At 26.7% G+C, this 25,650-nt stretch carries 26 protein-coding genes, 2 other RNA genes and 1 riboswitch; of the genes, 3 read left to right on the top strand and 25 right to left on the bottom strand.

What is annotated here, in order from left to right; translation table 4 throughout:
• Window positions 1-12 precede the first annotated feature (12 nt).
• Both trmB and mgtE read right to left on the bottom strand, forming a co-directional pair.
• Window positions 13-684 (bottom strand): tRNA (guanosine(46)-N7)-methyltransferase TrmB, encoded by a 672-nt coding sequence (trmB, locus tag CK556_RS01210; RefSeq protein ID WP_027875262.1) that lies wholly within the window; start codon window positions 682-684, stop codon window positions 13-15.
• An 8-nt stretch (window positions 685-692) separates the two neighbouring features.
• The gene (mgtE, locus tag CK556_RS01205) at window positions 693-2,099 is read right to left on the bottom strand and encodes a magnesium transporter (RefSeq protein ID WP_027875261.1); all 1,407 of its coding nucleotides are present in this window, start codon (window positions 2,097-2,099) and stop codon (window positions 693-695) included.
• 47 nt (window positions 2,100-2,146) lie between these two features.
• Here mgtE and ssrA point away from each other — a divergent pair.
• Window positions 2,147-2,560, top strand: a transfer-messenger RNA (tmRNA) gene (gene ssrA, locus CK556_RS01200).
• Window positions 2,561-2,602: 42 nt separating this feature from the next.
• Here ssrA and CK556_RS01195 read toward each other — a convergent pair.
• The 13 genes from CK556_RS01195 to CK556_RS01135 all read right to left on the bottom strand — a co-directional run bounded on the left by CK556_RS01195 (window position 2,603) and on the right by CK556_RS01135 (window position 14,923).
• The gene (locus tag CK556_RS01195; protein ID WP_027875260.1) at window positions 2,603-3,721 is read right to left on the bottom strand and encodes a serine hydrolase domain-containing protein; all 1,119 of its coding nucleotides are present in this window, start codon (window positions 3,719-3,721) and stop codon (window positions 2,603-2,605) included.
• Between the two features lie 72 nt (window positions 3,722-3,793).
• Window positions 3,794-5,899 (bottom strand): PTS transporter subunit EIIC, encoded by a 2,106-nt coding sequence (locus CK556_RS01190; RefSeq protein ID WP_027875259.1) that lies wholly within the window; start codon window positions 5,897-5,899, stop codon window positions 3,794-3,796.
• Between the two features lie 41 nt (window positions 5,900-5,940).
• Entirely contained in the window at window positions 5,941-6,174 is a 234-nt protein-coding gene (locus CK556_RS01185) for a hypothetical protein (protein ID WP_027875258.1), read from the bottom strand.
• 81 nt (window positions 6,175-6,255) lie between these two features.
• Window positions 6,256-6,738: a hypothetical protein gene (locus CK556_RS01180; protein ID WP_027875257.1), complete on the bottom strand. Its 483-nt coding sequence runs from the start codon at window positions 6,736-6,738 to the stop codon at window positions 6,256-6,258.
• Between the two features lie 12 nt (window positions 6,739-6,750).
• Window positions 6,751-6,984 carry a hypothetical protein gene (locus CK556_RS01175; protein WP_027875256.1) on the bottom strand — a complete coding sequence of 78 codons (234 nt, stop codon included), beginning with the start codon at window positions 6,982-6,984 and terminating at the stop codon, window positions 6,751-6,753.
• 10 nt (window positions 6,985-6,994) lie between these two features.
• Complete coding sequence (gene smpB, locus CK556_RS01170) at window positions 6,995-7,444, bottom strand: SsrA-binding protein SmpB (RefSeq protein ID WP_027875255.1); 450 nt, start codon at window positions 7,442-7,444, stop codon at window positions 6,995-6,997.
• A gap of 19 nt (window positions 7,445-7,463) precedes the next feature.
• The gene (gene rnr, locus CK556_RS01165; protein WP_027875254.1) at window positions 7,464-9,578 is read right to left on the bottom strand and encodes a ribonuclease R; all 2,115 of its coding nucleotides are present in this window, start codon (window positions 9,576-9,578) and stop codon (window positions 7,464-7,466) included.
• Between the two features lie 42 nt (window positions 9,579-9,620).
• On the bottom strand, window positions 9,621-10,583 hold the full coding sequence (locus CK556_RS01160) for a Gfo/Idh/MocA family protein (protein WP_051412730.1): 963 nt from the start codon (window positions 10,581-10,583) through the stop codon (window positions 9,621-9,623).
• Between the two features lie 66 nt (window positions 10,584-10,649).
• Complete coding sequence (rny, locus tag CK556_RS01155; RefSeq protein ID WP_027875252.1) at window positions 10,650-12,161, bottom strand: ribonuclease Y; 1,512 nt, start codon at window positions 12,159-12,161, stop codon at window positions 10,650-10,652.
• A 314-nt stretch (window positions 12,162-12,475) separates the two neighbouring features.
• A riboswitch (purine riboswitch) is annotated at window positions 12,476-12,570 on the bottom strand.
• A gap of 21 nt (window positions 12,571-12,591) precedes the next feature.
• Window positions 12,592-13,632, bottom strand: coding sequence for a recombinase RecA (gene recA / locus CK556_RS01150; RefSeq protein ID WP_051412729.1), 1,041 nt, complete (start codon window positions 13,630-13,632; stop codon window positions 12,592-12,594).
• A gap of 42 nt (window positions 13,633-13,674) precedes the next feature.
• Window positions 13,675-14,142 carry a CinA family protein gene (locus tag CK556_RS01145; protein ID WP_027875250.1) on the bottom strand — a complete coding sequence of 156 codons (468 nt, stop codon included), beginning with the start codon at window positions 14,140-14,142 and terminating at the stop codon, window positions 13,675-13,677.
• Window positions 14,143-14,177: 35 nt separating this feature from the next.
• Window positions 14,178-14,512, bottom strand: an RNA gene (rnpB, locus tag CK556_RS01140) — RNase P RNA component class B.
• Between the two features lie 45 nt (window positions 14,513-14,557).
• Entirely contained in the window at window positions 14,558-14,923 is a 366-nt protein-coding gene (locus CK556_RS01135) for a DivIVA domain-containing protein (RefSeq protein WP_027875249.1), read from the bottom strand.
• 78 nt (window positions 14,924-15,001) lie between these two features.
• Here CK556_RS01135 and CK556_RS01130 point away from each other — a divergent pair, with 78 nt between their 5' ends.
• The gene (locus CK556_RS01130) at window positions 15,002-15,502 is read left to right on the top strand and encodes a Holliday junction resolvase RecU (protein ID WP_027875248.1); all 501 of its coding nucleotides are present in this window, start codon (window positions 15,002-15,004) and stop codon (window positions 15,500-15,502) included.
• Here CK556_RS01130 and CK556_RS01125 read toward each other — a convergent pair.
• The 10 genes from CK556_RS01125 to CK556_RS01080 all read right to left on the bottom strand — a co-directional run bounded on the left by CK556_RS01125 (window position 15,483) and on the right by CK556_RS01080 (window position 23,719).
• The gene (locus tag CK556_RS01125) at window positions 15,483-16,022 is read right to left on the bottom strand and encodes a DnaD family protein (RefSeq protein WP_027875247.1); all 540 of its coding nucleotides are present in this window, start codon (window positions 16,020-16,022) and stop codon (window positions 15,483-15,485) included. The two genes, CK556_RS01130 and CK556_RS01125, sit on opposite strands and share 20 nt — an antisense overlap.
• A 71-nt stretch (window positions 16,023-16,093) precedes the next feature.
• Window positions 16,094-16,366, bottom strand: coding sequence for an HU family DNA-binding protein (locus CK556_RS01120; protein ID WP_027875246.1), 273 nt, complete (start codon window positions 16,364-16,366; stop codon window positions 16,094-16,096).
• Between the two features lie 18 nt (window positions 16,367-16,384).
• Complete coding sequence (locus CK556_RS01115; RefSeq protein WP_027875245.1) at window positions 16,385-17,389, bottom strand: NAD(P)H-dependent glycerol-3-phosphate dehydrogenase; 1,005 nt, start codon at window positions 17,387-17,389, stop codon at window positions 16,385-16,387.
• Between the two features lie 5 nt (window positions 17,390-17,394).
• Window positions 17,395-18,702 (bottom strand): ribosome biogenesis GTPase Der, encoded by a 1,308-nt coding sequence (der, locus tag CK556_RS01110; protein ID WP_027875244.1) that lies wholly within the window; start codon window positions 18,700-18,702, stop codon window positions 17,395-17,397.
• Between the two features lies 1 nt (window position 18,703).
• A complete protein-coding gene (cmk, locus tag CK556_RS01105) occupies window positions 18,704-19,363 on the bottom strand; it encodes a (d)CMP kinase (RefSeq protein WP_027875243.1) in 660 nt (219 codons plus the stop codon).
• 16 nt (window positions 19,364-19,379) lie between these two features.
• Window positions 19,380-20,087, bottom strand: a complete 708-nt coding sequence (locus tag CK556_RS01100; RefSeq protein WP_027875242.1) for a hypothetical protein — start codon at window positions 20,085-20,087, stop codon at window positions 19,380-19,382.
• A gap of 82 nt (window positions 20,088-20,169) precedes the next feature.
• Window positions 20,170-21,447 carry a 16S rRNA (cytosine(967)-C(5))-methyltransferase RsmB gene (gene rsmB / locus CK556_RS01095; RefSeq protein WP_027875241.1) on the bottom strand — a complete coding sequence of 426 codons (1,278 nt, stop codon included), beginning with the start codon at window positions 21,445-21,447 and terminating at the stop codon, window positions 20,170-20,172.
• Entirely contained in the window at window positions 21,428-22,321 is an 894-nt protein-coding gene (gene gmk, locus CK556_RS01090; protein WP_027875240.1) for a guanylate kinase, read from the bottom strand. The genes rsmB and gmk overlap by 20 nt, the downstream gene beginning before the upstream one ends.
• Window positions 22,314-22,880, bottom strand: coding sequence for an RsmD family RNA methyltransferase (locus CK556_RS01085; protein ID WP_027875239.1), 567 nt, complete (start codon window positions 22,878-22,880; stop codon window positions 22,314-22,316). The genes gmk and CK556_RS01085 overlap by 8 nt, the downstream gene beginning before the upstream one ends.
• Window positions 22,881-22,939: 59 nt before the next feature.
• Window positions 22,940-23,719 (bottom strand): NAD(+)/NADH kinase, encoded by a 780-nt coding sequence (locus tag CK556_RS01080; RefSeq protein WP_027875238.1) that lies wholly within the window; start codon window positions 23,717-23,719, stop codon window positions 22,940-22,942.
• Between the two features lie 95 nt (window positions 23,720-23,814).
• On the opposite strand from CK556_RS01080, the gene trpS reads away from it, so the two are divergent.
• On the top strand, window positions 23,815-24,825 hold the full coding sequence (trpS, locus tag CK556_RS01075; RefSeq protein WP_027875237.1) for a tryptophan--tRNA ligase: 1,011 nt from the start codon (window positions 23,815-23,817) through the stop codon (window positions 24,823-24,825).
• Window positions 24,826-25,650: the final 825 nt, after the last annotated feature.

Here is a 25,650-nt window from a genome sequence, read left to right as displayed (position 1 = left end):
TCTCCAAGTTTTTTAAAAAGTTTTTTTAATAATAAGTTTATTAATGTTTTTACCCAAGTTATGAAACTTAGTTTCATACTCTGTTGGAATATTATCTTTTAGAGCACTAGCATCTTTATACAAGTCAGTTGTTTGATAAACTATTTCTCAGTTTTCATTTTCTAGTATTTGTTCTAGTGAAAAAGCAAATAATCCATCATTATCTGTTTTGAATTCCAAAATTCCGTTTGATTTAATAATGTTTGCATAAATATCTAAAAATGATTTATGCGTCAATCTTTTTTTAACATGTCTTGCTTTTGGTCAAGGATCTGAAAAATTTAAATAAATTTTATCAATTGATTCTTTAACAAAGATATCACTTAAATCTTCAGCATAGTCATTAAAATATTTTAAATTATCATTAACTACATTTTTTTGTTGAAATTCGTTTAAGGTTTTTTTCAAAGCAACACCCACAACTGTAGTTTCTTTTTCCATTCCAATGAAATTAACATCTTTTTTTCTTAAAGCATGTTTAGTAACAAAGTTACCCTTACCACAACCAATTTCTAAATGAACGGGATTGTTTTTATTTTTAAATAGATCAGATAAGTTAAGTTTTTCTTCTTTATTTCACTCTATTAAATAAACTCTATTATTTTCTAAATATTCCTTTACTCAAGGTTTATTTCTTAATCTCATGTTTTCTCCTAAACTATAATTAATGTAAATCCTATAAATATTAATACACACATAATATCAACTAAACTAGTTATTAAAGGTGATGAAGCAATTGTAGGATCTTTTTTTATTTTTTTTAATACTAATGGCAATACCAGACCTAATAAGTTGGCAAGCATAACAACAATTAAAATGCCTATTGTTGAAAATAAAATTATCATTCATGATGTTAAACTAATTGTTCCATTATCTTTAATAGCGTAAATAATTAATAAACGAATTATATTTATGATTGCTAAAGTAATCCCTAACATTAATCCGACAACAAATTCTTTGCCAAAAATAGTCTTAATTTCTTTTTTATGAATTTGATTAAGTGCTAATGATCTAATCATCATTAATGATGATTGATTTGCAATATTTCCAGAAACACCAGCAACAACTATTAAAATAGGTATCATCATAATAACTGATTGAGCATTCCCTATTTCTTCTAATCCAGGAATTTTACTAAATAACAGCATCATTATTACATGAGTTATTATTCCTATAACTAATAAAATAGACAATCATGTAACTCTTGATTTATACATTTTAATTAAACCAGTTTCAAAGTAATCTGACTCAACATCATCAGCATCTATGCCTGCAAAGTTTTGAATATCTTCTGTTGATTCTTCAACTAATACATCAATAACGTCATCAACAGTAATTATTCCAACTAATTGTTGTGTTTTATTTACTACTGGTAAAGTATTTATATCATAACGTTTGAAATAGTTAGCAACTACTTCTTGATCCATTTCAACATTAACATTAACAATTTTAGTATTCATGATTTTTCCAAGTTCAGTTTTTGGATCATTAATTATTAATTGTTTTAACTCAATTCAACCTAATAATTTATTTTGATCATCAATAATGAATAGATCATCAATTTCATCATATTCGTCATGACGACGTTGAATTGCCTTAATAGCCATCTCAACAGTATTATCAGATTTTAATTCTGTAAAGTTAATACTCATTATTGCTCCAGCTGTATGCTCTTCATATTTAAGAATACTATTTAATTCTTTTCTAACATCTTTAGTTGTTGCTTTAAGAATTTTTTTAACAACTTCGCTTGGCATTTCATCAATTAAATCAATAATATCATCTGTATAAAGCTCATCTAAAATTTCTTTAATTTCTGTATTTGTAAATGCTTCAATAATATATTCTTGGTGTTCTGAATCTAAGTAAGTAAAAATTTCAGCTGCCTCTTCAATTTCTAGTAATCTGAATATTTTTAAAACTACTTTACTTTCAAACTGCTCCATCGCTTCTGCAAAATCAACAAATTGAGTTTCCTTAGATATACTTCTTATTTTCTTAACATCTTTTTCCTCTAATGCCGTCTCTAACATTTCCTCGATGTGCTCTAGTTTTAACATATAAATCCTCTCCTAAACTTCTTTTTTATATTGTATAATAAATTTATGGGGATGTCCTGGTTTCGACAGGATACTCTGGTCATATAATAGCAGTGGTTTGGTAAACCATAATACTTCTAGGTTTGATAAAATGCAAACAAAAACGAAGAAAACACAAACGAAGTTCCAGCATTCATGATGAACGCTGGACAAGCAAACTACGCTTTTGCGTAATTTTGCTTTAAACTATTAAGTTATAAACGTTTGACAATTTTTAGTAGTCTTGGAATCTATTAATTATTGTGTATACCTATTCCAATAGAATCTATGATCGTAATAAATAGTTTTGAAAATAAATTACGAATGTCGTGATAGTCTTTTGATAATTTTAATTATTATGGCAAATTAGAAAATTATCTAAACTGTAGAAGTTATATGATTTGGTATTTTGGACGTGGGTTCGATTCCCACCATCTCCACCATTATTAAGAAAAAAACAACCTAGTTATTTAGCAACTAGGTTTTTATTTTATTATTTTTAATCCTCTTAGGTCCTTGTAAACTGCATCAAATAGCTCAGTTTGTACGATTTTATTATTTCCTGGATAACTTGATGATAAAAATGTCATTGTTATTTTATTTTTTATATCAACTAAACCAGCACTTCCAAGAGCACCATCTCAGCCAAACTCACCAATTTCTGTTAAAGGAAATAACTCATTTTTCAATCTTACTCTAACACCATAACCATATGAATAATCTTTATTAAAACTTCATTTAAATGTTTCTTTATTGTTGATTAAGTGGTCTGTTCTCATTTGTTCTAATAAATCAAAATCTAAAAATTGAATTTCCCCAATTTTTCCATCAATTAAAAAATTTAAAAATTTTGCATAGTCATTTGCAGTTGAAAATAAACCAGATCCGCCAAGGCAAGCATTAGGTTCTTCATTAGAAAATGGCATTAGAAAATGAAAATCTTCATTTATTGCTAGTTTGTTTCCATCAATTGTTTTTGTAAATTCATAAACTGGTGTTTTTCTATTTAAATCTTTAATGTAAAAAGCAGTGTCATTCATTTCTAAAGGATCAAAAATATTTTCTTGTAAAAACTTACTAAATTTTTCATTTGTTATTTTTTCAATAACTCCGCCAAGAATATCTAATGAAACGCCATAATGTCACTCCTTGCCAGGTTCTGAAATAATTGGTGCTAAACTTATTTTTTCGCAAAATTCTTTAAGCGTTATATTTTGTTCCACGACTTCGTCAAAAGCAGCTTTAGTTTGTTTACCACTATCTGAATTATTTCAAAAATAAGTTAAGCCTGAAGTCATATTTAATAAATGTTTTATTTTTATATTTGAATTAAAATTAGGAAAATATTTATTTAAAGGATCTTCTAGCGTTAGTAAATTTCTTTGCATTAAAAGCAAACAAGCAACAACAGTTATTGGTTTTGACATTGAGTATAATGCAAAAATGTTATCTTTTTTTAAAATTTTCTTTTCTTCAATATTTGCATAACCAAAGTTATTAAAATATATTTCTTCATTATCTTTTGTTATTTTAATTATTGCTCCATTAAAAAGTCTATTATCAATAAATTCATTAATTTTTAAGTTAACATTTTTTCAACTCATTTATTCTATCCTCTACTTTTAAATATTATATTCTTAAAAAATAAAAAAAGAGACTAAGTCTCTTTTCATAAATTATTTTTTAGATTTTCTTTGTTCATCTAAGATTTTAATCATACGAGGTTTAATAGCTTCTTGTTCTCCACCATAAACAACTTGTACGTTTGTTCCTCTAACAAGAGCACCTGTTGCTCCTCCTAAAGAAATAATTCCATCTTTGTCAACTAAAGAACCGTCTTTAACTGTTAGGCGTAATCGACTAGCACATGCATCAACGTCAACAATGTTACCTTCTCCACCTAAGAATTCAATGATTTTTGTAGCTTTTTGAATTCTAGCTTCTTCAACTGCATCTTTCGCAGATACTTTTGAAGTAGAACCTTCAATTTTGCTTCCATCAACGTTTAATCCTTTTGATGCTTTATAGTCAGCTTTTGTTGCTAATTGAGCATTAGCACTTCCATCACGCCCTGGCACCATAACTTTTCCATATTTTACTGCAAAGTAGAATGAGAAGAAGTATGCTGGTGCCATAATTACGGCAACCCCTAAAATTGCAAATACTGATTTAGCTGTCATTGCTTTTGATCCAAAGAATGGAATTACTCCGAATACGATGTAATCGATAAATCCTCCAGATACAGTCATTGATACGTGAGTTTTAAATAATCCCGCAAATAAGAATGACAATGCAGCTAATGGCATATGTACACCATAGAATAATCATGGTGCTAAGAATAAGAATGTATATTCAATTGGTTCTGTAATTCCTGTTAAGAAACAAGTAAAGGCTGCTGAGAAATAAATCCCCATAACTTCTTTTCTGTTTTCTTTAGGTACATTTAATCACATAGCCAATCCAGCCATTGGTAATCCTAATAACATAAATCCAAATTTACCTGATTGGAATCTACCAATATTCAAATTTAGAGCTTCTAAATCAGTAAAGTTTAAAATATCTGTATTAGCAATAACTTTATAAGCCATTGTTTGATCACCCATTGATGTTCATAAATCAGGTCTTGATGCTATTAAGTTTCTAATATCATCAAATTTAGGCATTGCTGGCAATCCTAATGCTACTGCATCATGATTTTTCATTCAAATTTCAACAAATGCATTTTGTTGTGCTTCATTTGCTGTGTTAAAAGCTTCTGCAATTGATCCACCAGCATTTGTTCATCACAATGGTGCATAGAATACGTGGTGTAGTCCAAATGGAACTAATGAACGTTCAGCAACTTCATAGATGAATGAATCAATTCCACCAGGTAAATTACCAGATGCTTGACCAAATGCTGCTAATCCCATACCAATATATGGTCAAATAAACATAAAAATTAATGATAAAGGTATAACAGCTACGAAAGTTACAATTGGAACTAATTTTGTTCCACTAAAGAAACTAATAGCTGAAGGTAATTGAGTTTGATGAAATTTATTGTAACATTTAGCTGCAATAGCACCAACGAAAATACCTGCAAATACACCTGTGTTCAATGAATTAATACCAACATTTGAAGTGATTAATCCATTTGGAATTTTGTTAATTCATAATAATGAGTAGTAAACTAACCCTGCTCCATCAATTAATTCTCTTGAAGCATTAACAACTTGATAACTAACACCTTCTAAACTTTGTGTAGTTGATAAATCTGATGTTGTATAAACATATTGAATAACATCTCCAAATCTTGCAATTGATGCAAGTTCGTTGAAACTAACTCAAAGTGTTTGAGTTGTTCCTTCCCCTGATCCTGCAACATTAATTTGAGCTCAAACATTTGAAGCATCCATTACTTGTGTATGTAATAAAGCTGCTTGCATTCCATTCATAACTAAGAATCCTACAACAGCTGTAATTGCTGCAATTCCTGAGTCTTTAGTATACGCAAGGGCAACTGAAATACAAAATAAAATAGGTAAGTTTCCAAAACATACATCACCCATTTTATTTAGTAATGTACCAAAGAAGTAACCAAATGTTCCTGCATCAGAGTTTGAAGATATAGCTGCTCCTACCCCTAAGAAGACTCCCGCGATTGGAAGTAATGCGATAGGTAATAAGAAAGCTTTACTTAATTTTGAAAGTGTCGGCATAATATTTGAGCAACCTTTTTTAAACATTGCTCAAGAGTTTTTTGCGCCACTTTTTCATTCTATAGAAGAAAAACTTTTCATTTCTTTCCCTTTCTTAATATTAATTTTATGAGTAGTATAAATTAAAGCAACATCATTAAGCCTGAGAACGCCATTACAAAACCAAATAGTGCCATAAATATTGGGAAATTCTTTTTAGTAAATTCCCAAATTGTTTGGCTTTCTTTATTAACTCTGTAAAATTCATCGTGCATCTTTGATCTATTCTTAACCCAAAAAGCTAATACACCAAAAATCACCATAAGTATTATTCCAATTATCATTATAATCAAGCCTAATAATTTATCTGTGCTCATTTTTACACCTCTTAAATATTTTAATCTTAAATTATTAAAATAAAAGGCATTATTTGGGAAAAATCTCCAAATAAAGCCATTTTAAGTGTTAAATCCTCTACTTTTGCTATTTGTCTTTTCAATTCACTCATTAAGCTTGTCTAATGTTGCTTCTTTTTCTAAAAAAACAAAGAATAACTCATTTAGAGTTTTGCTATTTTCATTCATATACTGGTTAATAGCAGGAAAATCATTTTCTATAATCTTACTTATTAATTCTCTTGAATCTTTTTTAAAATTTTCTGTTTTAAAAATATAAATTGGCAAAAAGAAATCTTTTTTATCTACCTTTGAAAAGGTTAAAGCAAAAATACCATGATTAATTTCAAAATCATAATTAACTTTTATTGCTTTTTTATCTTTAAATAATTTATTTCAAACTATCATAGAAAAGTTTATTTCTTGTTTTCTTTTTAATTTAAAACTAGATAAAAAACCTCAGCAACCAATTATTAAAGCAATAAAAAAAACAACTATTAAAATAGCAATTCCTCAAGAAGGTAATGTATTAGTTGAATTTTCCATATTGACTCCTTTTTAATTAATTAATAAAACTATTCCTGTTAAAGATATTATAAGTCCAAAAAGAGAAATAAATAAAGGTAAATTTTGTTTTGTGAAATCTCACATTCCGATGCGTTTTTTTTCGGTATTAAAATCATCATGTTTTTTGATTGATTTTTTACTCAAAAAAGCAATAACCGCAAATATTATTGCTATTGCTAATCCAATTAGCAAAACTGTAAGTCCAATTATAATTTTTCTGTCCATATTGTTGCTCCTAGTATTTATATTTTCGCATTTCCTTCCTTTCAGTATCTCTTTGCTTTATTGTTTCTCTCTTATCATGTAATTTCTTACCGCGACCAAGTCCAATTTCAAGTTTTGCATAATTTCCTTTTAAATAAAGTTTTAAAGGTACTATTGTTAATTTTTCTAACATTACGCGTTTTAGAATTTTATTAATTTCCTTTTTATGCAATAACAGTTTTCTAGTTCTTAAAGGGTCTATTCCTTTTACAAAATTTGCATAATCATATTTTTTAATATTCGAATTAATTAAAAAAGCTTCTTGCTTTCTAATAATTATAAATGCTTCACTAATATTTGCTTCATGATTTCTAATTGATTTAATTTCAGGGCCATACAATTCGATTCCTGCTTCTCAAGTTTCAAGTATTTCATAATTAAATCTGGCTTTTTTGTTTAATGCAATAACATGTTCACCCATAACAAGAACCTCCTTACTTTTACTTAACTAAAATAAAGTCAATTTTCCTTTTTCTAATGTCAGCACTAATTACTTTTATTTTAACTTTTTGTCCCATTCGATAAAATGTATTATCATGCTTGATTAAAATTTTATTTGTTTCATCATAAACAATATTTGGCTCGAGATTTGAAATGTGAACCAACCCCTCAACCATATTATTAAGTTGAACAAAAATTCCAAACTTAAGCGCAACAGATATTGTTCCTTCATAGATGTTGCCTATTTTGTCACTCATAAATTCAACCGTACATGCTTTAACAACTTCACGCTCACAATCAACACTTGTTGTTTCTGTTTCATTAATAATAACTGACGCTTTTTTAACAAATGCTTCATTAATTTCTAAAGCTTTTTCATCGTAATTTTTATTTATTACATACTGTTTTAAAAATCTGTGAACCATTAAATCACTATATCTTCTAATTGGTGAAGTAAAATGAGTATAACAAGGACTTGATAATCCAAAGTGTCCGATATTTTCTAATTCATATTTAGCTTTTGCCATATATCTTAGTAAAGATAAATTTAATAGTTCTTCCTCAATTGGATCTTTAGTTTGCTCTGATATACGCTTCAAAGTTTTATTAATATTAAGCGGATCTAACATTTCAGCAGGAGTTAATTTTGGATCTATACCAAATGATTTAAGTGATTGATATCAAGTAATCAAATCTTCTTCGTCTGGTTTGTCATGATTTCTATAAATAAAAGGTAATTCCATTTGATTAACAATTTCAGCCACTGCTTCATTTGCACTAACCATAAATTGCTCAATCATTTTCTCTGATTCCCCAGTTTGTCTTGCCTTAATTTCAATAACATTACTATTTTCATCCATTATTACTTTTGGTTCACGAACATCAAAAGTAATTGTTCCACGTTTAATCTTAACTTGTTCAATTAATTTAAATAATTCAATAGCCTGATCAATCATTTTTCTTGATTCATCACAATGATTTCAAGTTTTATTTGCAATGTATTTGTTAACTTCATTATAGTTAAGTCTTACTTTAGAAATCATAACAGTCTCGTAAACTTTTTTACTTAGCATTCTTCCATTTTCGTCAAAATGCATTTCACAAGCTAATGCAAATTTTTTAGTATTTGGATTTAACGAACATAAATCATCACTTAAAATTTTTGGAAGCATTGGTAATACTCTGTTCGCTAAGTATGTTGAGTTTCCTCTTGTTAAAGCTTCATTATCTAAAGGTGTTTTTGGTTTAACATAATGACTAACATCAGCAATTGCGACATATAGTTTAAATTGGTTATTTTCTAATTTTTCCACACAAATTGCATCATCTAAATCTTTAGAATCTATCCCATCAATAGTTACAACCATTTTATTAAGTAAAGAATTTTTCATTCTTTTACTAATTTCATCAATTTCTTTATCAACAGGGATATTAACTTTTTCTGCTTCTTTTAAAGTTGTTTTTTCAAATTCAGTTCTAATTTCAAATTCTTCTGCAATTGATAAAATTCTGTCGCTTGCTTTTCTAGCATCTCCAATTACTTTTTTTAATCTAACAAACATTATTCTATCTTTAATTGAAATTATTTTTGCTTTAACTATTTGGTACTCTTCAATTGGAAATTCTTTTTTATTTAAAATTCTTGTTCTAAAGCCTGTAAAAGCTTGATCACTTGGAATAAAATCTAAAAACCTTCCATCATTGCTTTTGACAATTTCACCAATTAAAAATTCTTTAACTCTTAAATTTAATTCAATGATTTCTGCTTTTGTTCTTTCTTCTTCTTTAAGAACTTTAAAAATAACTTCGTCACTATCAAAGCATCCGTTTAAACTGATTGGAGGTACAAAGTATGCTTCTTCTTCAGGGTTTTGAACGTCATTAACGAATCCAAAACCTTTTGGATTCATTCTTAAACTACCTAGTTTAAAATTTTCTCCTAACAAGTAAATGTTTTTTTCAATAGTAAAAGCGATTAAATTCTCTTCAGCTATTGTTTTTAAAATATTTTCAAGTTCTTGTAAATCAAAAAATCTTAGCTTTGAAGCTAGAGTATTAATCGATAATTTATCATTATTTTCTTTAAGTATATTTAGTATTATTTCTTTATTCATATTAATAATTATAAAGTATATTATTAGATTATTTGAATTATATTAATTATTGTTTTCTATAATCTCTAAAACTCTTATTGTTTCAATGCTTAAATCAAGTCAGTAATTCATTTTAATAAAGTCACTGTTTCTAATTATTTCCATAAAATCATTAATTTCATATCACATAGAGTTAGGTTTTTCTCTTGTTATTTTTAAAGGGGCTAATCTTAAAACTGAATTATTTATTACAAATTCGTCAATTTGAGTTATCCCTTTTATTTCAATGTTTTTGTCTTCAGCGAATATTTGTGAATTGATTGATTGAAAATTATTTTTTGAACAGGTGATTGAAGTTAGTATTCCGTTTTCATGTAAAAGAATTGAGTGATTTGCTATTGCTACGCCATTTTTTAGCCTTTTATTAAAAGCTTTAATTTCCTTAACATTTCCAAATAATTTAATTGCTAATTCAACAGGATACATGTTTAAATCAAATGAAGAACCTTTTCCTAATTCAAAATCAAAAACTGATTTGTATATACCCTGTTTAACATCTTTCATTCTACTTGAATATTGATTCAAGTTAAAAACAGCTGAATTAACTTCGTTGTTTTTAATAAAATCTTCAATTATTTGCAGTTCTGAAACGTGAACGCATTTAGTTGCTTCCATTAAAATAACTTTACTTTTATTTGCTATGTCTTTTAATTCTTTAATTTCGCTTACTTTAAATGTAGCAGGTTTTTCAAGTAATATATTTTTATTATTAATAAGCAATTCTTTAGCTTGCTCGTAATGTAAACCATTTGGTGATGCAATATATATAAAATCACACTCTGAATTAATTAAGTCGTAAAAATTTGTTGTAATTATTGTTTTGTTGTAATTATTTTTATTTAAAAAATTAATTGCTGTTTCTTCTGAACGGCTATAACATAATGCATATTCTAAATCTTGAAATTGTCTTGTTGCTTCTAAAAACTCTTCTACTATTCATCCTGTCCCTATTGTTGCAAACTTCATAATATACCTCTTCTTTTAAATAATTCTAAATCTTTTCCAAAATAAAAAAAGGTTTAAAAACCTTTTTTAGTTAAATACTAATATCTCACGTTTTTCGCGAATTGCTGTGATTGTTATTTCACCTGGAATAATAACACTATTTTTTAAGTCATTTTTAAGTTTCTCTAATATTCCAACTAAATCTTTGTCATCTGTTGTAACAGGATCAACAATTACTCTGATTTGTCTACCTGCTTGAAATGCATAAGTTTTAGCAATACCTGGAATACTATTACCAATTTTTTCAATTTCTTTCATTCTAACAATAAAATCTTCAATTGAATTATTTCTTGCTCCTGGTTTTGATGCGCTTATTGTATCAGCGATTGCAACTATAATTGCAATTTCACTTTCTTTTGGCACATCCTCATGGTGTGCTTCAATTGAATTAATTATAATTTCTTCTTCTCCATATTTTCTAGCTGCTTCTACACCTAGAAATACGTGACTTCCCGTTTTTTCAAAATCAATTGCTTTACCTATATCATGTAGTAAACCTGCGCGCAGAGCTAGCTTAGAATTTAAACCAAGTTCTGCTGCAATTGCTGAAGCAATCTTTGCAACCTCAATTGAATGTAATAAAACATTTTGACCATAACTTGTTCTATACTTTAATTTACCTACTAGTCTTACTAACTCTTTATCCATGTCATGAATATTTAATTCATCCATAACTTCATATCCTGTTTCAAGAATAGTTTCGTCTATTAAAATCTGTTGATTTTTTAATTCTTTTTCAATTTTAATTGGTTGAATTCTTTTGTCAATTAATAACTTTTCTAATGTTTTAGTAGCTATTTCTCTTCTTATTGGATTAAATGAAGAAATTGTCACAACCTCAGGTGTATCATCAATGATGATTTCAACTCCTGCTAATTGTTCAAATGTTTTTAAATTTCTTCCATCTTTTCCAATAATTCAACCTTTAATTTCATCGTTTGGTAATTTAACTAAATTAGTTGTTTTTTCATTAACAATATCAGTTGTAAATCTTTCCATTGCCGACAAAATTATATTATTTGAAATTTCTTTTGATCTTGAATGAGCTAAATTTTCTGCTTGTTTAATTTGGCTTACTATTTCATATTGAATTTTTGACTCAACATTTTTCATAAGTTCTTCTTTAGCTTGAAAACTTGTCATATTACTAATGACTTCTAATCTTTCAATTAATTCTTCTCTTTTTATTGAGAAGTCATTTATTCTTTTATCTAAATCGGTATTTTTGATATCTAAAGATTCTTGTTGTTTTTGAATAATTGCTCTTTCCTTAGCTAACAATTTATTTTCATTTTCAATATTTTGTTTAGCTATTTCCAATTTATTCTTTTCAAATTTAAGATTTTCTTCAAATGACTTTTTTTGTTCATTTATTTCTCTATATGTTTCTGAGAGAATTTTTTTTCTTTCAAGTTTAGCTTCCTTGATCTTTTTAGCATTTAAGACTTTTTGAGATCTGGAAAATAATATATAAAGTAATGAAGTTAGTGCTATTATAAAGGCTACTGAAATAATTACAAGCCCTATAATAGTCCCCATATAATCTCCTTATATAAATTGTGTGCTTACAAAGCACATTTTAATTATACTTTAAACTAGTTACATAAAAAATAAAAAGAACCTGAAAAGGTTCATTTTACATTTTATTCCTATATAAAGGATCAAACTTTCAAGTAATTTATAAGTTTAATTATTAATATAAAGCAAGCATTTGATTTGATAGTTAATAAAACAATTGGCGGAAAGTTTTATTTAATGCATACTAATATGTTATTTTCTTTTATAGAAATAAAATTAGTATGTATAAACTGTTTAAATAAAAAAAGCCTAAAAAACTCATGCGAAAACCACAAGCTTTTTAAGCTTAAACTCATAGATTGGCATTGGTGCCATGTAGAGACTTCTTCCCAATATGAAGAAATATACAAGTTTTCATATTTAATTTATACAATGTAATTTTACATTAAATTTAAGAATTTTTTATAAACTCTTGAAGTTCTTTTTCTAATTCAATTGATTTATCAATATTATTTAGCATTCATTCTTTAACAGCAGATTTACCTTGCCCTATTTTTTCTTTCTTATATGAGTATCAAACTCCAGATTTTTCTAAAACATTATACAGTGTTGCTAATTCTATTATTTCAGTAATTCTCTCAATTCCTTTGTCATATGCAATAGTTATTAGAGCCTGTTTAAAAGGGGGAGCAACTTTATTTTTAACAACTTTAACTTTAACTTTATTTGCTATTGTTACGCCATTATCAATAATAGACTCGCCTTTTCTTACTTCTATTCTTATAGTTGAGAAAAACTTAAGTGCTCTTCCACCTGTTGTTGTTTCTGGATTACCAAACATAACACCTATTTTTTCTCTTAATTGATTAATAAAAATTACAGTTGTCTTTGATTTAGAAATCGCTCCATTTAATTTCCTTAAAGCTTTTGACATCATTCTAGCTTGGAGTCCAATTGATTGATCAGACATTTCACCTTCTAATTCTGTTTTAGGAACTAAGGCTGCTACTGAATCTATAACAACAATACTAATTGAATTTGATTTAACTAATGTTTCAAGTATATCTAAAGCTTCTTCTCCACATGAAGGTTGACTTACTAATAAATTATTAATATCTACGCCTAGTTTTTTAGCATAGTTTAAGTCAAGTGAGTGTTCAGCATCAATAAAAGCTGCTATTCCACTGCTTTTTTGTGCCTCTGCAATTGCATGCAAGGCAAGTGTTGTTTTACCTGATGATTCAGGGCCAAAGATTTCTATTATCCTTCCTTTTGGATAACCACCAATCCCAATAGCGTGATCAATCAGAAATGAACCTGATGAAATAACATCATGATTTAAATTTTCTTGATCATTATAAACAATTAGTGCTTCTTTACCATAGTTTTTCTCAATTGTTTTTAAGGCTTCTGCAAGAGCTTCACTTTTTCATACATCATTTTTATTATTCATATTAGCAGCAACTCCTTTCGTATTTTTTATCGGTTCCATGTATTTACTACCTCCTATGAATTATTAAGGTAATTTTAAAAATTAATTTACAAAATCAAAAAATAGATTTAAAGCCTCTTTTAAACCGTTTTTTTTAAATTCAATTCTAGTTAATTTTGTAGTATTTATTTTTACAGTTTTATATGCGTTTTTTGAACAAATACAAATATAAGCTAATCCTATTTCTTTTTCTTCTAAAGCATTCGGTCCTGCGTTACCTGTAAAACTAATTGTAAAGTCTGTTCTTGTTTGTTTTAATGTTTTTTGTGCCATTTCAATTGCACATTCTTCTGAAACTACTCCGTATTTTTTAATAATTCGTTCATCAACACCAACAATATTTTGTTTAAATGAATTTTGATAACTAATAAATGAACCAACAAAAACTTCGCTTGCTCCCGAAATATTAGTTATTTCATTTGCAAACATTCCACCTGTAAATGATTCACAAGTTGAAATAGTTTTATTATTCAGTTTTAAATAATTTATTAATTTTTGCATTGTTTCCATAATTCACCACAAACTATTAAAAAATACGAGATTTTAATTATAACCCACGTTTTGTACCTTACGGCGTCAATCATCTATCTAGGAATTAATTCCTCCCAGTTTGCATTCATTTCTGCTCGCTGAGTTCCTTTACCAAAATTTAAGTTTCTTACTTATGGGGTTTACCGCGTTCCATATCAAGGTTTCCCTATACTCGTCTCTGTGGCACTTCATAACATTACCATAGCCAAAACCTTAGGCTTGTTATGCCGTCAATACTAAAGTATTGCCTAGACTTATTTTTTCGTCTAGCATAATCACTACAATCATCTCAGATTGTGCAAGCGTGGAGTTTCCTCTACATTTTTCAATGCAGCGATTGACCTTAAAATCTCTTATATTATTTTATCTTATATTCTACTAAGTAAAAAGTATTTTATCTATTTTCTAATTTTTCGATCATTTGTCTAATTTCTTTAACTGATTTTTGAATTGCTTCAATTTGATTTGATTGCTTTACAAAAGTTGAATTTGAAAGTTGAGATTTTACTAATTGATTTATTTCATTCCCTTTATCAGCTAGTAGAGTCTCGTTATGTATATTTTTAGCTTCTAACTCTGATATTTTTATTTTCTGTTCTTCAACAGTTTTATTTAAAATTTTAACTTCATCTTCATATCATTTCATTTGTTCAATAACTTCATCTAAAAAATCATTAACACTTTCCATTTTGTATCCTTGAAATTCAGTTGGAAATTTTTGATGCAAAATTTGTTCTGCTAAAATTTTTGGTTTATTCATTATACACCTCCACATTTATTATTTATTTTATCATGTAATATAAATAATAAATCATTAATAATAATATGAGGTGATTAAATGAATCCAATAAAAAATCAAGGAATGTTTCTTGAAACTTTACTTAATATAACACATCAGAAATATTTAGATAATAACGAGTGCCTTGTTTCAAAAATTCCAACAAGCATAATTCCTATTTCTACAAAAAATAATCAAATAACAAGTGCTAAATTTTATTCAAGTATGAATTGTGATTATATTGGCGTATATAAAGGATTATATTTTGAATTTGAGGCAAAAGAAACTTATAAAGAATATTTTGATTTTCATTTAATAAGGAAAAATCAAAAAAATAAAATGAATCTGGTTATTCAAAACAAAGGAATTGCTTTTCTAATTATTTACTTTGGTAGTTATGAAGAATTTTTTTTAATTGATTATTTTACTTTATTAAATTGAACAAATAAAAACAAAAAAAGCATTCCATATGAATGATTCATAGACAATGCTTATCAATTATATTTAGATAATGAATTTAAATTAAATTATCTTCCAAAAATTAATTTTCTAATCAGTTAAACTTTAATGATTTTTCAATTTTATTTGAATATCTTCCAACTATTTTTAAAAAACTTTCATAATTTTTTATTTCATTTTTGTATAAGATATCTAAAACTTGTTGTCTTGAAATCGCATTATGTAAAAGATCTTTCACTTCTTCAATTTGAGGCAAAGTGAATTTTCATCCTAATTCTTTTTCAATTGTTTGAATGAAATAACTTTCTCCCTTTTTAACTGATTCATTTTCAATTAATAAAACTATTTTTAAAAATAATAAGCTAAAATCTATTTCCTTTGGTTTTATTTTAACAAGCCTTTTATCAACAAGATCTTGTAATTCTATTTCAATAGTGTCAATAGATATATTCATAAATTTAGATAACTTTAAAGGAGTAATCATTTTTTTGTTTTCATCACTTAATTGCATAGTTATTAAAACTAGCATTACTTGATTTTCATTCATTCCAATTTTTTTATAATTCTCTAGTAATAATTTATGTTTTGATATTAATCCTTTTGCTAATAATTCAACAAGCATACTTACACTCCCTTTTGTTTACTTTAATTATTTTAATTTAAAAATAAAAAAAAGTAAGTGTTTACTTACTTTTAGTTTAATTTTTCTTTTAATTGTTTAGCTGCTTTGAATTTTGCTGATTTTGAAGCAGCAATAGTAATTTTTTCACTTGTTGCTGGATTAATTCCTTCTCTTGCAGCTCTTTCACTAATAGTGAATTTTCCAAATCCTGCGATTGAAACTTCATTACCAGATGATAATTCTTCTGTTATTAAATCAAATAATGAATTAATTACTGATTCACATTCAACTTTTGAAACATTTTCTTTAGCAATAATTTCATTGATTAAGTCTTTTTTTGTCATATTTTCTCCTTTAATTATCTAAACTAATTTCACGTCTTTAAAGACATTGTTTAAAAGTGAAATAGGCTTAACATTATTATATAAAATATTGTATATTATTTCAAAAAAATTCATACTAATATGATATTTAAGTCCTATTTCATGTGCTATTCTAGCTGTTTCTACACCTTCAACTGTTAAATTAAATGATTCTAGAGCTTTTTTGGAATCATTTAGTTCAACAATTTTTTCTCCAAGTCTGAAATTTCTTGATTTTTTACTTGAAGCTGTAAGGATTAAATCACCTAATCCTGCAAAATTTAAGAATGTTTCTAATTTAGCACCAAATTGTTTTCCAAACTCATACATTTCGTTTAAGCCTAAAGTTAGCAATGTTGCATGAGCATTATCTCCGGCATTATATGCCTTAAGAATCCCACCCCCAATTGCTATTGAGTTTTTCAAGGCAGCTGAAATTTCACATCCTGCAATATCAGTAGTTGGATACATGTAAAAATATTCATTTGAAAATATTTCGCAAAGTTCTTTTGCTTTTTCCATTTCATCAGATGCAATCATAATTGCTGTAGGTTGACGATCTACAACCTCAACAGCAATTGATGGTCCATATAATGCTGAATAGCTTTTCATAACATTTGAATTTACAAAATATTTTTTAATTTTTTCTGAAAGCAATCCCAAGTTTTCTTCATCCAAACCTTTAGCTGTATTTATTATATCTAATGGTTTTTTTGCATATTTAATAATATCGTCAATAACAAATTTAATCGCTGCTGTAGGAACACCCAAGATTAAAATTTCTGCGCTTTCTAAAGCTGCTGACATTGACGTAGTTGCTCTTATTGATTTATTAATTTTTTTATTGTCGAAAAATACTGAATTTTGATGATAAATATTAATATCGTCAACTTGCTGTTCAACAATTCCATACATAATAACATCATGATCATTATCTGCTAAAACATTAGCTAATGCAGTTCCATAAGCTCCTGTTCCAATTATTGTTATGTTTTTTTTATTCATGATTTTTATTTCCTTTCTCTGAAAATAATTGACATTGGTACACCTTCAAAGCCAAATTGGAGTCTTATTTGATTCTCTAAAAATCTTTTATATGAAAAGTGAACATAGTCAGGATTATTAACAAATAATACAAATGTTGGTAAGTAAGCTTCAACTTGAGCACCATAATAAATTTTTAATCTACCTCCGTTAAAATTTGGAGCCGGATTTATTAATTGAGCTTTATTTAATACCTCATTAAATACTGAAGTTTTAATTTTTTTATCAAGCGCAGTTCTAATTTCTTCTACTGCTGTAAAGATTTTTGTAATCCTTGTTTTATCATGTGCTGAAACAAATAAAATTTTTGCATAAGCTAAATACTTAAAGTATGCTCTTATTTCTTCCTCTTTTTTTAGTATTTCTTTTTCTTTATTTTCAACCAAATCTCATTTATTAGCTATTATAATAATTGGTTTTTTTTCTTCAAAAGCCAAACCACCAATGTTTGTATCTAAATCAGTAATTGGTACTGAAGCATCTAACATTAAAAGAACAACATCACTTCCATTAATTGTTGATAATGATCTCAAGTAACTATATTTTTCAACATTCTGAAAAATCTTAGATTTTTTTCTTATTCCAGCTGTATCAATCAATGTATATTCAATATTGTTTACTTTTACAACAGAATCAACAGCATCCAAAGTAGTTCCTGGAATATCACTAACTATCATTCTATCTTCTCCTATTAAAGAATTAACTAATGATGATTTACCAACATTCGGTCTTCCAATAATAGAAACTCTAGTTTTGTCGTCTTTGCTTATTTCTTCATGAGAAGGCATTTGATGAATGATGCTATCAAGTAAATCACCTGTTCCTATACCATGAGTTGCACTTATCAATATTGGTTCACCAAGACCTAATGACATATATTCATATTGATCAAAGTCAGAAGTTTTTTTATCATACTTATTAACTGCCAAAATAATTGGTTTTTTTGTCTTATAAAGGATTTTTGCAACCATTTTATCCTCATCTGATAGACCCTCTTGATGATTTAAAATAAAAACAATTACATCTGCTTCTTCCATTGCTATTTCTGCTTGAACTTTAATTTCTTTTGCAAAAGGTTGGTCTTCAAGTGTAATTCCACCTGTATCAATAACTATAAATTCTCTTGTTAGTCACTCTGCTGTACCATATATTCTATCTCTAGTAACACCAGGCGTATCTTCAACAATAGATTTCTTTTCTCTTATAATTCTATTAAATAATGAAGATTTACCAACATTCGGTCTTCCTACAATTGCTACAATACCTTTTTTCATTCTATTCACCTTCCAATTCTTTTATTCTATCAACAATCATATTTACAACTTCATCAATTGGAATATTTGAATTGTCTATTAATCAAGCGTCTTCAACTTTTCTTAAACCATTTTTAAAATCTTGTTTATCTCTTTTAATTATTGAATTTTTAATGTTTTCAAAATTGTTATTGCTTATTCCATTTTTTTCATTTTGATTAAATCTTCTTTTAGTTCTTGCTTCCACACTTGAATCTAAATATATTTTTAAATCTGCATCAGGTAATACAACTGTTGTTATGTCTCTACCAATCTCTATATAGCCACCACCAGTTACCATTGCTCTTTGTGCTTCAACCATATATTTTCTTACTTCAGGAATTGGGGTTACAAAATTAATAAATTCTACAATATCATTTTCTTGAATTCGCTTTGATACTTCTATACCGTTTAAATAAGGCAAACTATCTCTAACTGAAAAATGAAAATTATCTAAATTTTTTATAATTTGCTCTTTACTTTTAAAATCAATTTTAGTTTCAATACAAAGCAATGTAAATGCTCTATACATTAAGCCTGTATCAATAAATTCATATCCTACTTTTCTAGCAACATTAGTGAACGTAACAGTTTTGCCCGATCCTGCTGTTCCATCTACTGCAACAATAATTTTCCTTTTCATTTTTACCTCCTTATTTTTAAATTAGAAAAATAACTACTAATCCTATTAAGCCAATAGCTATAAAAACTCCAAAAGCTATATAAAATAATTTAATTCTTATTTTAAATCTTTTTTTGTTTTGATCTAAATTATGCATTTTTTCTCTTTGTTTTGCTTCTATTTCTTTAGACAGTTCACCAAAAGATAATCTTTTGATTTCATTGTTTATTGCTATTTTTTCTTCTGTACTTAAAAAACTTTTAGCTAATGTTTCTCCATGCTCACCTGCATAATCAGTTTTATAAACATTACTTTCATTAATTCTTTCTAAATACATTTGATTTCTAGCAACTAAATCTTCTAACAAGTTTTCTAACTCTTTTTTATAAAACTCTTTTTCAGAAAAGATAATTTCACTATTCTTTATATCTTTATCAGTGTTTGATAATTCATAATCTTGTATTTTTTTCAGTTCTTGCAAAGACTCATTTAAAAGAGTTAAAACTTCGTAATTATGTTGTTTTAATTCAGGGTCATGTTCTAAATGAAATTTAACATTATCATATTCTTGAGTTAAAATTTTCTCAACTTTTGTAAAAAAATCATTATCAATGTTTTTTAAAGCTTCTAGTGAAGACATAACATAGGTATTTAAACTTAAATTCGCCTTTGTTTTAGCGAACTTTTTATTAACTTCTTCAACATAATCTTTATGAATTTCACTTCTTGATAATTGTTTATCCATTATTTACATTCTCCTTTTTATATATTTTATAACAAATACTTATTTTTAACCTTAACAACAAAAAATAAAAGGCATGAACCTTCTATCTTTTAATCATTTTACATATGTAAAAACCATCAGTATTCATTTCATAACCAAATAATTGTTTCTCTTCAATTATTTCAATGTCGTTATGTTTTTTAATAAAGTTTGCTATTTGAATTTGATTTTCTTCAGGATTTATTGTACATGTTGAATAAACCAAAGTACCATTCTTTGATAAGTTAAAATATGCTGTTTCTAGTAGATTCTTTTGAATTTCAACTATACTATTTACATTTTTAAAATCAATTTTATTAATTTTTATTTCAGGTTTTCTTTTAAGTACTCCAAAACCTGAGCAAGGTGCATCTAATAACACGAAATCATAATTTTCTTTTTCATTAATTTTTGTTGCATCACCACAAATTAAATTAATGTTTTTACAACCTAATCTTTGAATATTTTCATTAATAAGTTTTATTTTATTTTCACTTATTTCATATCCTGTTATAGTTCCTGTATTTTGCATTATCATGCTTAAATGAGTTAATTTTCCACCAGGAGCGCTGCACATATCTAAAACTTTAGAATTAGAAGAAGGATTTAAAGTATTAGCTACTAAAATTGAAGCTGGATCTTGTATTGTTATTTCTCCATTTTTATACGCATCACTTTTAACAATTGCTTTTTTTGAAACTAAACAATTTAACACTTCTGTTTTTTGTAAGTCAAATTCTTCTTTATATTTTTCAAAAAAATCTTCAAAAGAAATCTTAATCGTATTAACTCTAAAACTAATAACAGGTTTTTGATTAGAATCTATAGCTATTCTTTTAGCGTTTTCAAATCCATAGCCTTTTTCAATAAGGCTAAAAAGATTTATAGGAAAAGAATTTTCAATACAAATTTTTTGCAGTTTATCTAATGAAGAAAAATTAAATAATTCTTCCTCATTTTTAATTACTTTTTTTAAACATGCATTCAATAATCCGGCAAATTTATTATTTATAGATTTTGCAATCATTACAGATTCATTAACAACTGCATATTGAGGTATAGTTTTTAAAAATCTTAATTGATATATACTCATTCAAAGTAATATTTGAATATCTATATTTGTTTTTTTAGCATCCACTAACTTTTTTGTAACTTCATTTAAAAGAATTTGATTTGTTATAGTTCCATGAACTGTAGCAAAAATTAAGTTTTTAAATTTATCTGAAATAGGCATTTTTGAAACATCATTTAAAAGTATATTTGAAAACGATTTATTTTTAAAAACTTTTTTTAATATTTCAAAAGCTATTTTTCTTGAATTATTAGTCTCCACTAAAATCACTTCTTTGTTTAATACTGAAAAAATTAATTTTAAACATTAATTTTTGAATTTTAAAATCTACAAATTCTTTATTATTTATCTTTGAAAAATCTCCATGTGAAAGTATTTTTCTATAAACCTCTGATGAAAGCAATTTAATTAATTGACCTCTTGCATCAAAATTTTCTGCCTCTGATTTTGCTTCTGAATTGTGAGCCAACAATTTAACATTAGCTTCTCAATTGTTAATGAAATATGTATATTTATCATCAACAATTTCTTGTACTATTTCAGTTAAGTTTTTAAATTTTGATTCTTCAGTTGAATTAGCACATTTCTCTCTAATTAAAATATCAGTAATTTTAGCTACGGCATTTTCAACAGAATCATTTTCAACAACATAGTCGTAATTATGTTTTAATGGAATCTCTAATAATGCTTTGTCTAATCTTGCTTTGATCTTATCTTCAGATTCTGTAGCTCTTCCTTTAATTCTAGATTCTAACTCATTAAGTGTTGGTGGCATTAAGAAAATTGATAAAACATTGTCTTCACTTCTGATAACTTGAGTAGCTCCATCAACTTCAATTTCTAAAATAACATTTTTACCTTGATTTAATTTTTCTTCAACATATTTTCTTGGAGTTCCATACGAATTACCAACAAAGTTTGCATATTCAATAAGTTCATTATTAACAATTGCATTAGCAAATTCTTCTTTTGAAACAAAGAAATAGTTAACACCGTTAACTTCTCCTTCGCGTGGTGATCTAGTTGTCATAGATACAGAATATTCTAATTTTAAATCTTTATTCTGCAATAATTCCCCATTTACACTGCCTTTTCCAACCCCACTTGGCCCAGATATAATAATTAATTTTCCCTTATTATTCATTTTCATTCTCCAATCTTACAATGTATAAGTGCTTTTTGTTATAGTCTTTATATTTTAATAGTTTAAAATCTGAAATTACTTTTTGATCTAGTGGCATTTCAGATTCAATCATTATTATTGCCCAATTATTCAATAGTTTAAATTCAATTAGCCTATTGAAAACTAATTGATATGATTCAACCTTTGCAAAAGGTGGGTCCATATATATTAGATCAAATCTTGCATTTTTAAAATTTAAAAAATTTAATAATTCAATATAGTCTTTATTATAAATTTCTCAATTAGATGATTTAGTTTTTTTCAAGTTTTGATTAATAATTTTTATAGCATCTCGTGAATAATCATTTATAACCCCAAAACTAATACCTCTACTTAAGCCTTCAACAGTTAAAGCACCACTTCCACCAAAAATATCTAAACTCTTTTTGTTATCAAAAATAAAATAATTATCAATTATGTTAAAAGCGTCTTCTTTTATTCGTGTTAATGTCGGTCTAGTATTCATACCTTCAAGAGTATCCAATTTTAGACCTTTGTACTTACCTGCTATTACGTTCATATAACCCCTTTATTTAATTTAATTATTGTATAGTATTACTAATATAAAAACATTATCTTTTAGTTATAAGGTTTATTTGTTGTAAAAATACTATTTAAAATTTTAGTCTTTGTTAATTTTTCACTATTTTTTGAAATCATTTTTATATTTTTATCACTCAATTTAATTTTAATTGTTTTGTGATTTGGTACTTTACACTTTTTACTATCTACAATAATTTCAACATCATTTGCTTTTTTAATAACTACTTCAACTGTGTGTTTTCTTGAAAAAATTATTGGTGCATTCATAGTTCTAAAGTTATTATTTGAAATTGGGGCAATTTCTAGCATTTGAAATATATTGTTTTCATCGATAATAACAGCACCATTGTGTGATTTTGAGAATCCTGTGCTTCCACCTGAAGTAGAGAATACTAATCCTGTTCCTTTAAAAGTTTCTAAAAGTTCTCCATCAATCAGAACATCTGCTTCTAATGGTCTTAAACTATTAATAATTTTTATTTCATTAACTATTTTATAATCATTAGCTTCTAAAACAGAAATTTCAATTGGTTTTTGATTTTCAATATCAGATATAATTTCTTTTACATCCGATATTCTATTGTGATTTGTATAAAAACCTATTCCCCCAGATTTAATTGGAACAAATGTTACTTTATTAACAATAGTATTATATATTTCTACTGCCTTTAAAAATGTTCCATCTCCGCCTACTACAAAAATATAATCAGGCTTTTTATTATCTTCTTTTCATTTTTTTGCTTTCAAGAGTTCATTAAGCTCAACAGCTATTTTTTTTGATTCTTCATAATCATTTTTTACAATACTATACTTCATTTTGCACCTCAAGTTAATGTAAAATAATTATATCAATTATTAAGATATTTATGTTTGATATAATAGATATAGTAAAAAAGCGGAGGATTAATAAAATGGAAAAACAAAGAATGGTTACAGGTATAACTCCTAGCGGCTCAATGAGTTTAGGGAATTATTTAGGAGTTGTTAAAAATTTAGTAGAGTATCAAAATGAATATGAGCTCTTTGTATTTGTTGCAAACTTACATGCAATTACAATTCCTCAGGACTCGACTTCACTAAAAAGTAAAACTAAGGAAATGACAGCTTTATATATTGCTTGTGGATTAGATCCAGAAAAAATGACATTGTTCTTACAATCAGATGTTTTTGAACACGCCCAATTAGGATGAATTTTAACAACACAATCAACAATGGGTGAATTGTCAAGAATGACTCAATTTAAAGACAAATCATCAAAGCAAAGCGAAGGAGATAACATTTCAATTCCTACGGGGTTATTTACATATCCTTGTTTAATGGCTGCTGATATTCTTTTATATGATCCAAAATTTGTTCCAGTTGGAGTTGATCAAAAGCAACATTTAGAACTTTCAAGAGATATAGCAATTAGAATGAATAATAAATATGATGAAATGCATGTTGTGCCTGAACCAATTTTAACAAAAGGCAATATTAAAATTATGGACCTACAAGATCCAACTAAAAAAATGAGTAAATCAAGTGATAATCCTAAAGCTGTTATAAAAATGTTAGATACCCCTGCGGAAATAACAAGTAAAATTAAAGCAGCTGTAACTGATAGTGAAAACTTAATAAAATATGATCCTATAAATAAGCCTGGTGTTTCAAACTTAATGAATATCTATTCAATTATTAAAAATGTTTCAATAGATGATTGTCATAAAATGTGAGAAGGAAAAAATTATAAGGATCTAAAAGATGATGTTACGCAAGCTCTTTTAGAACTAATTATTCCTATTCAAGAAAAATATAGTGAAATAATAAAGGGTGATTACTTAAAAGAAGTTCTTGAAAAAGGGGCTTTAAAAGCAAAAAAAATTGCTCACAAAAAATTAAATAAAGTACAAAACAAATTAGGTATTAATTGATATAGAAAATAATTTAAAAAGAGATGCTCAAAACATCTCTTTTTAAATTATTAATTTGTTTGAATTATTGATTTTGCTCCATCTTTTATTTTATGTGTTGTACCTTTTGGCAACATGAAGTGAGCATTTTATGCCTTTGTTTTATTATAAAAAGTTAAAGTGCATTTATTTTATACAATAATAATATCATCTGTTAAATCTACATGTCTACTTTGAGTATTTCATTTTTTTCAATTAACTTTACCTTCTTTTGTATAAAAGACAAAAATTCTGATTATTAAAAGTTAATTTGTAATTATTTGTTAAATCTTTACCTTTTAAATAATAAACAGCTGTCCCATTATCTGAAAAGTCTCCAATTTCATCATTTGATCCAAGTTTTGGATTACTTGGATCATCAAAAGTTATTATCTATTTTTGCTAAATAACCACCAGACCAAGATCAAATATTTGTATCGTATCCTCTCAGTTAGCTGGCATTAATCGAGAAATAGCAAATTTTGCAATAGAACATTTTTTTGTAATCGGTCAACAACTCTTTGTTTATATCCCTCTGTTTCATACTCATTAATTTTTCAAGGATTAATCATATTTCTATATTCTTAATTACTACTATTTTCTCATTCAAAACATTATTATAAGGTTGTTTTTTTTAACTTCTAAAGATCCTTCATGCGTTCTAATATTTTTAATTTCTTCATACTCGCCTTTTTCGTTCTTTTGAACTAGTTTGAATCTTTTGTTAACATTATCTTATTCGCATAATCTTAATCATGAAGATTGAAATGATTCAGGAAAACAAGCATCTTGAACTTAGGCAGAAATATACCAAAGATT

Source organism: Mesoplasma chauliocola, from assembly GCF_002290085.1.
In the GTDB taxonomy this organism is placed as follows: Bacteria; Bacillota_I; Bacilli_A; order Mycoplasmatales; family Mycoplasmataceae; genus Mesoplasma; species Mesoplasma chauliocola.
This window is presented reverse-complemented; position numbering and strand designations above follow the sequence as displayed.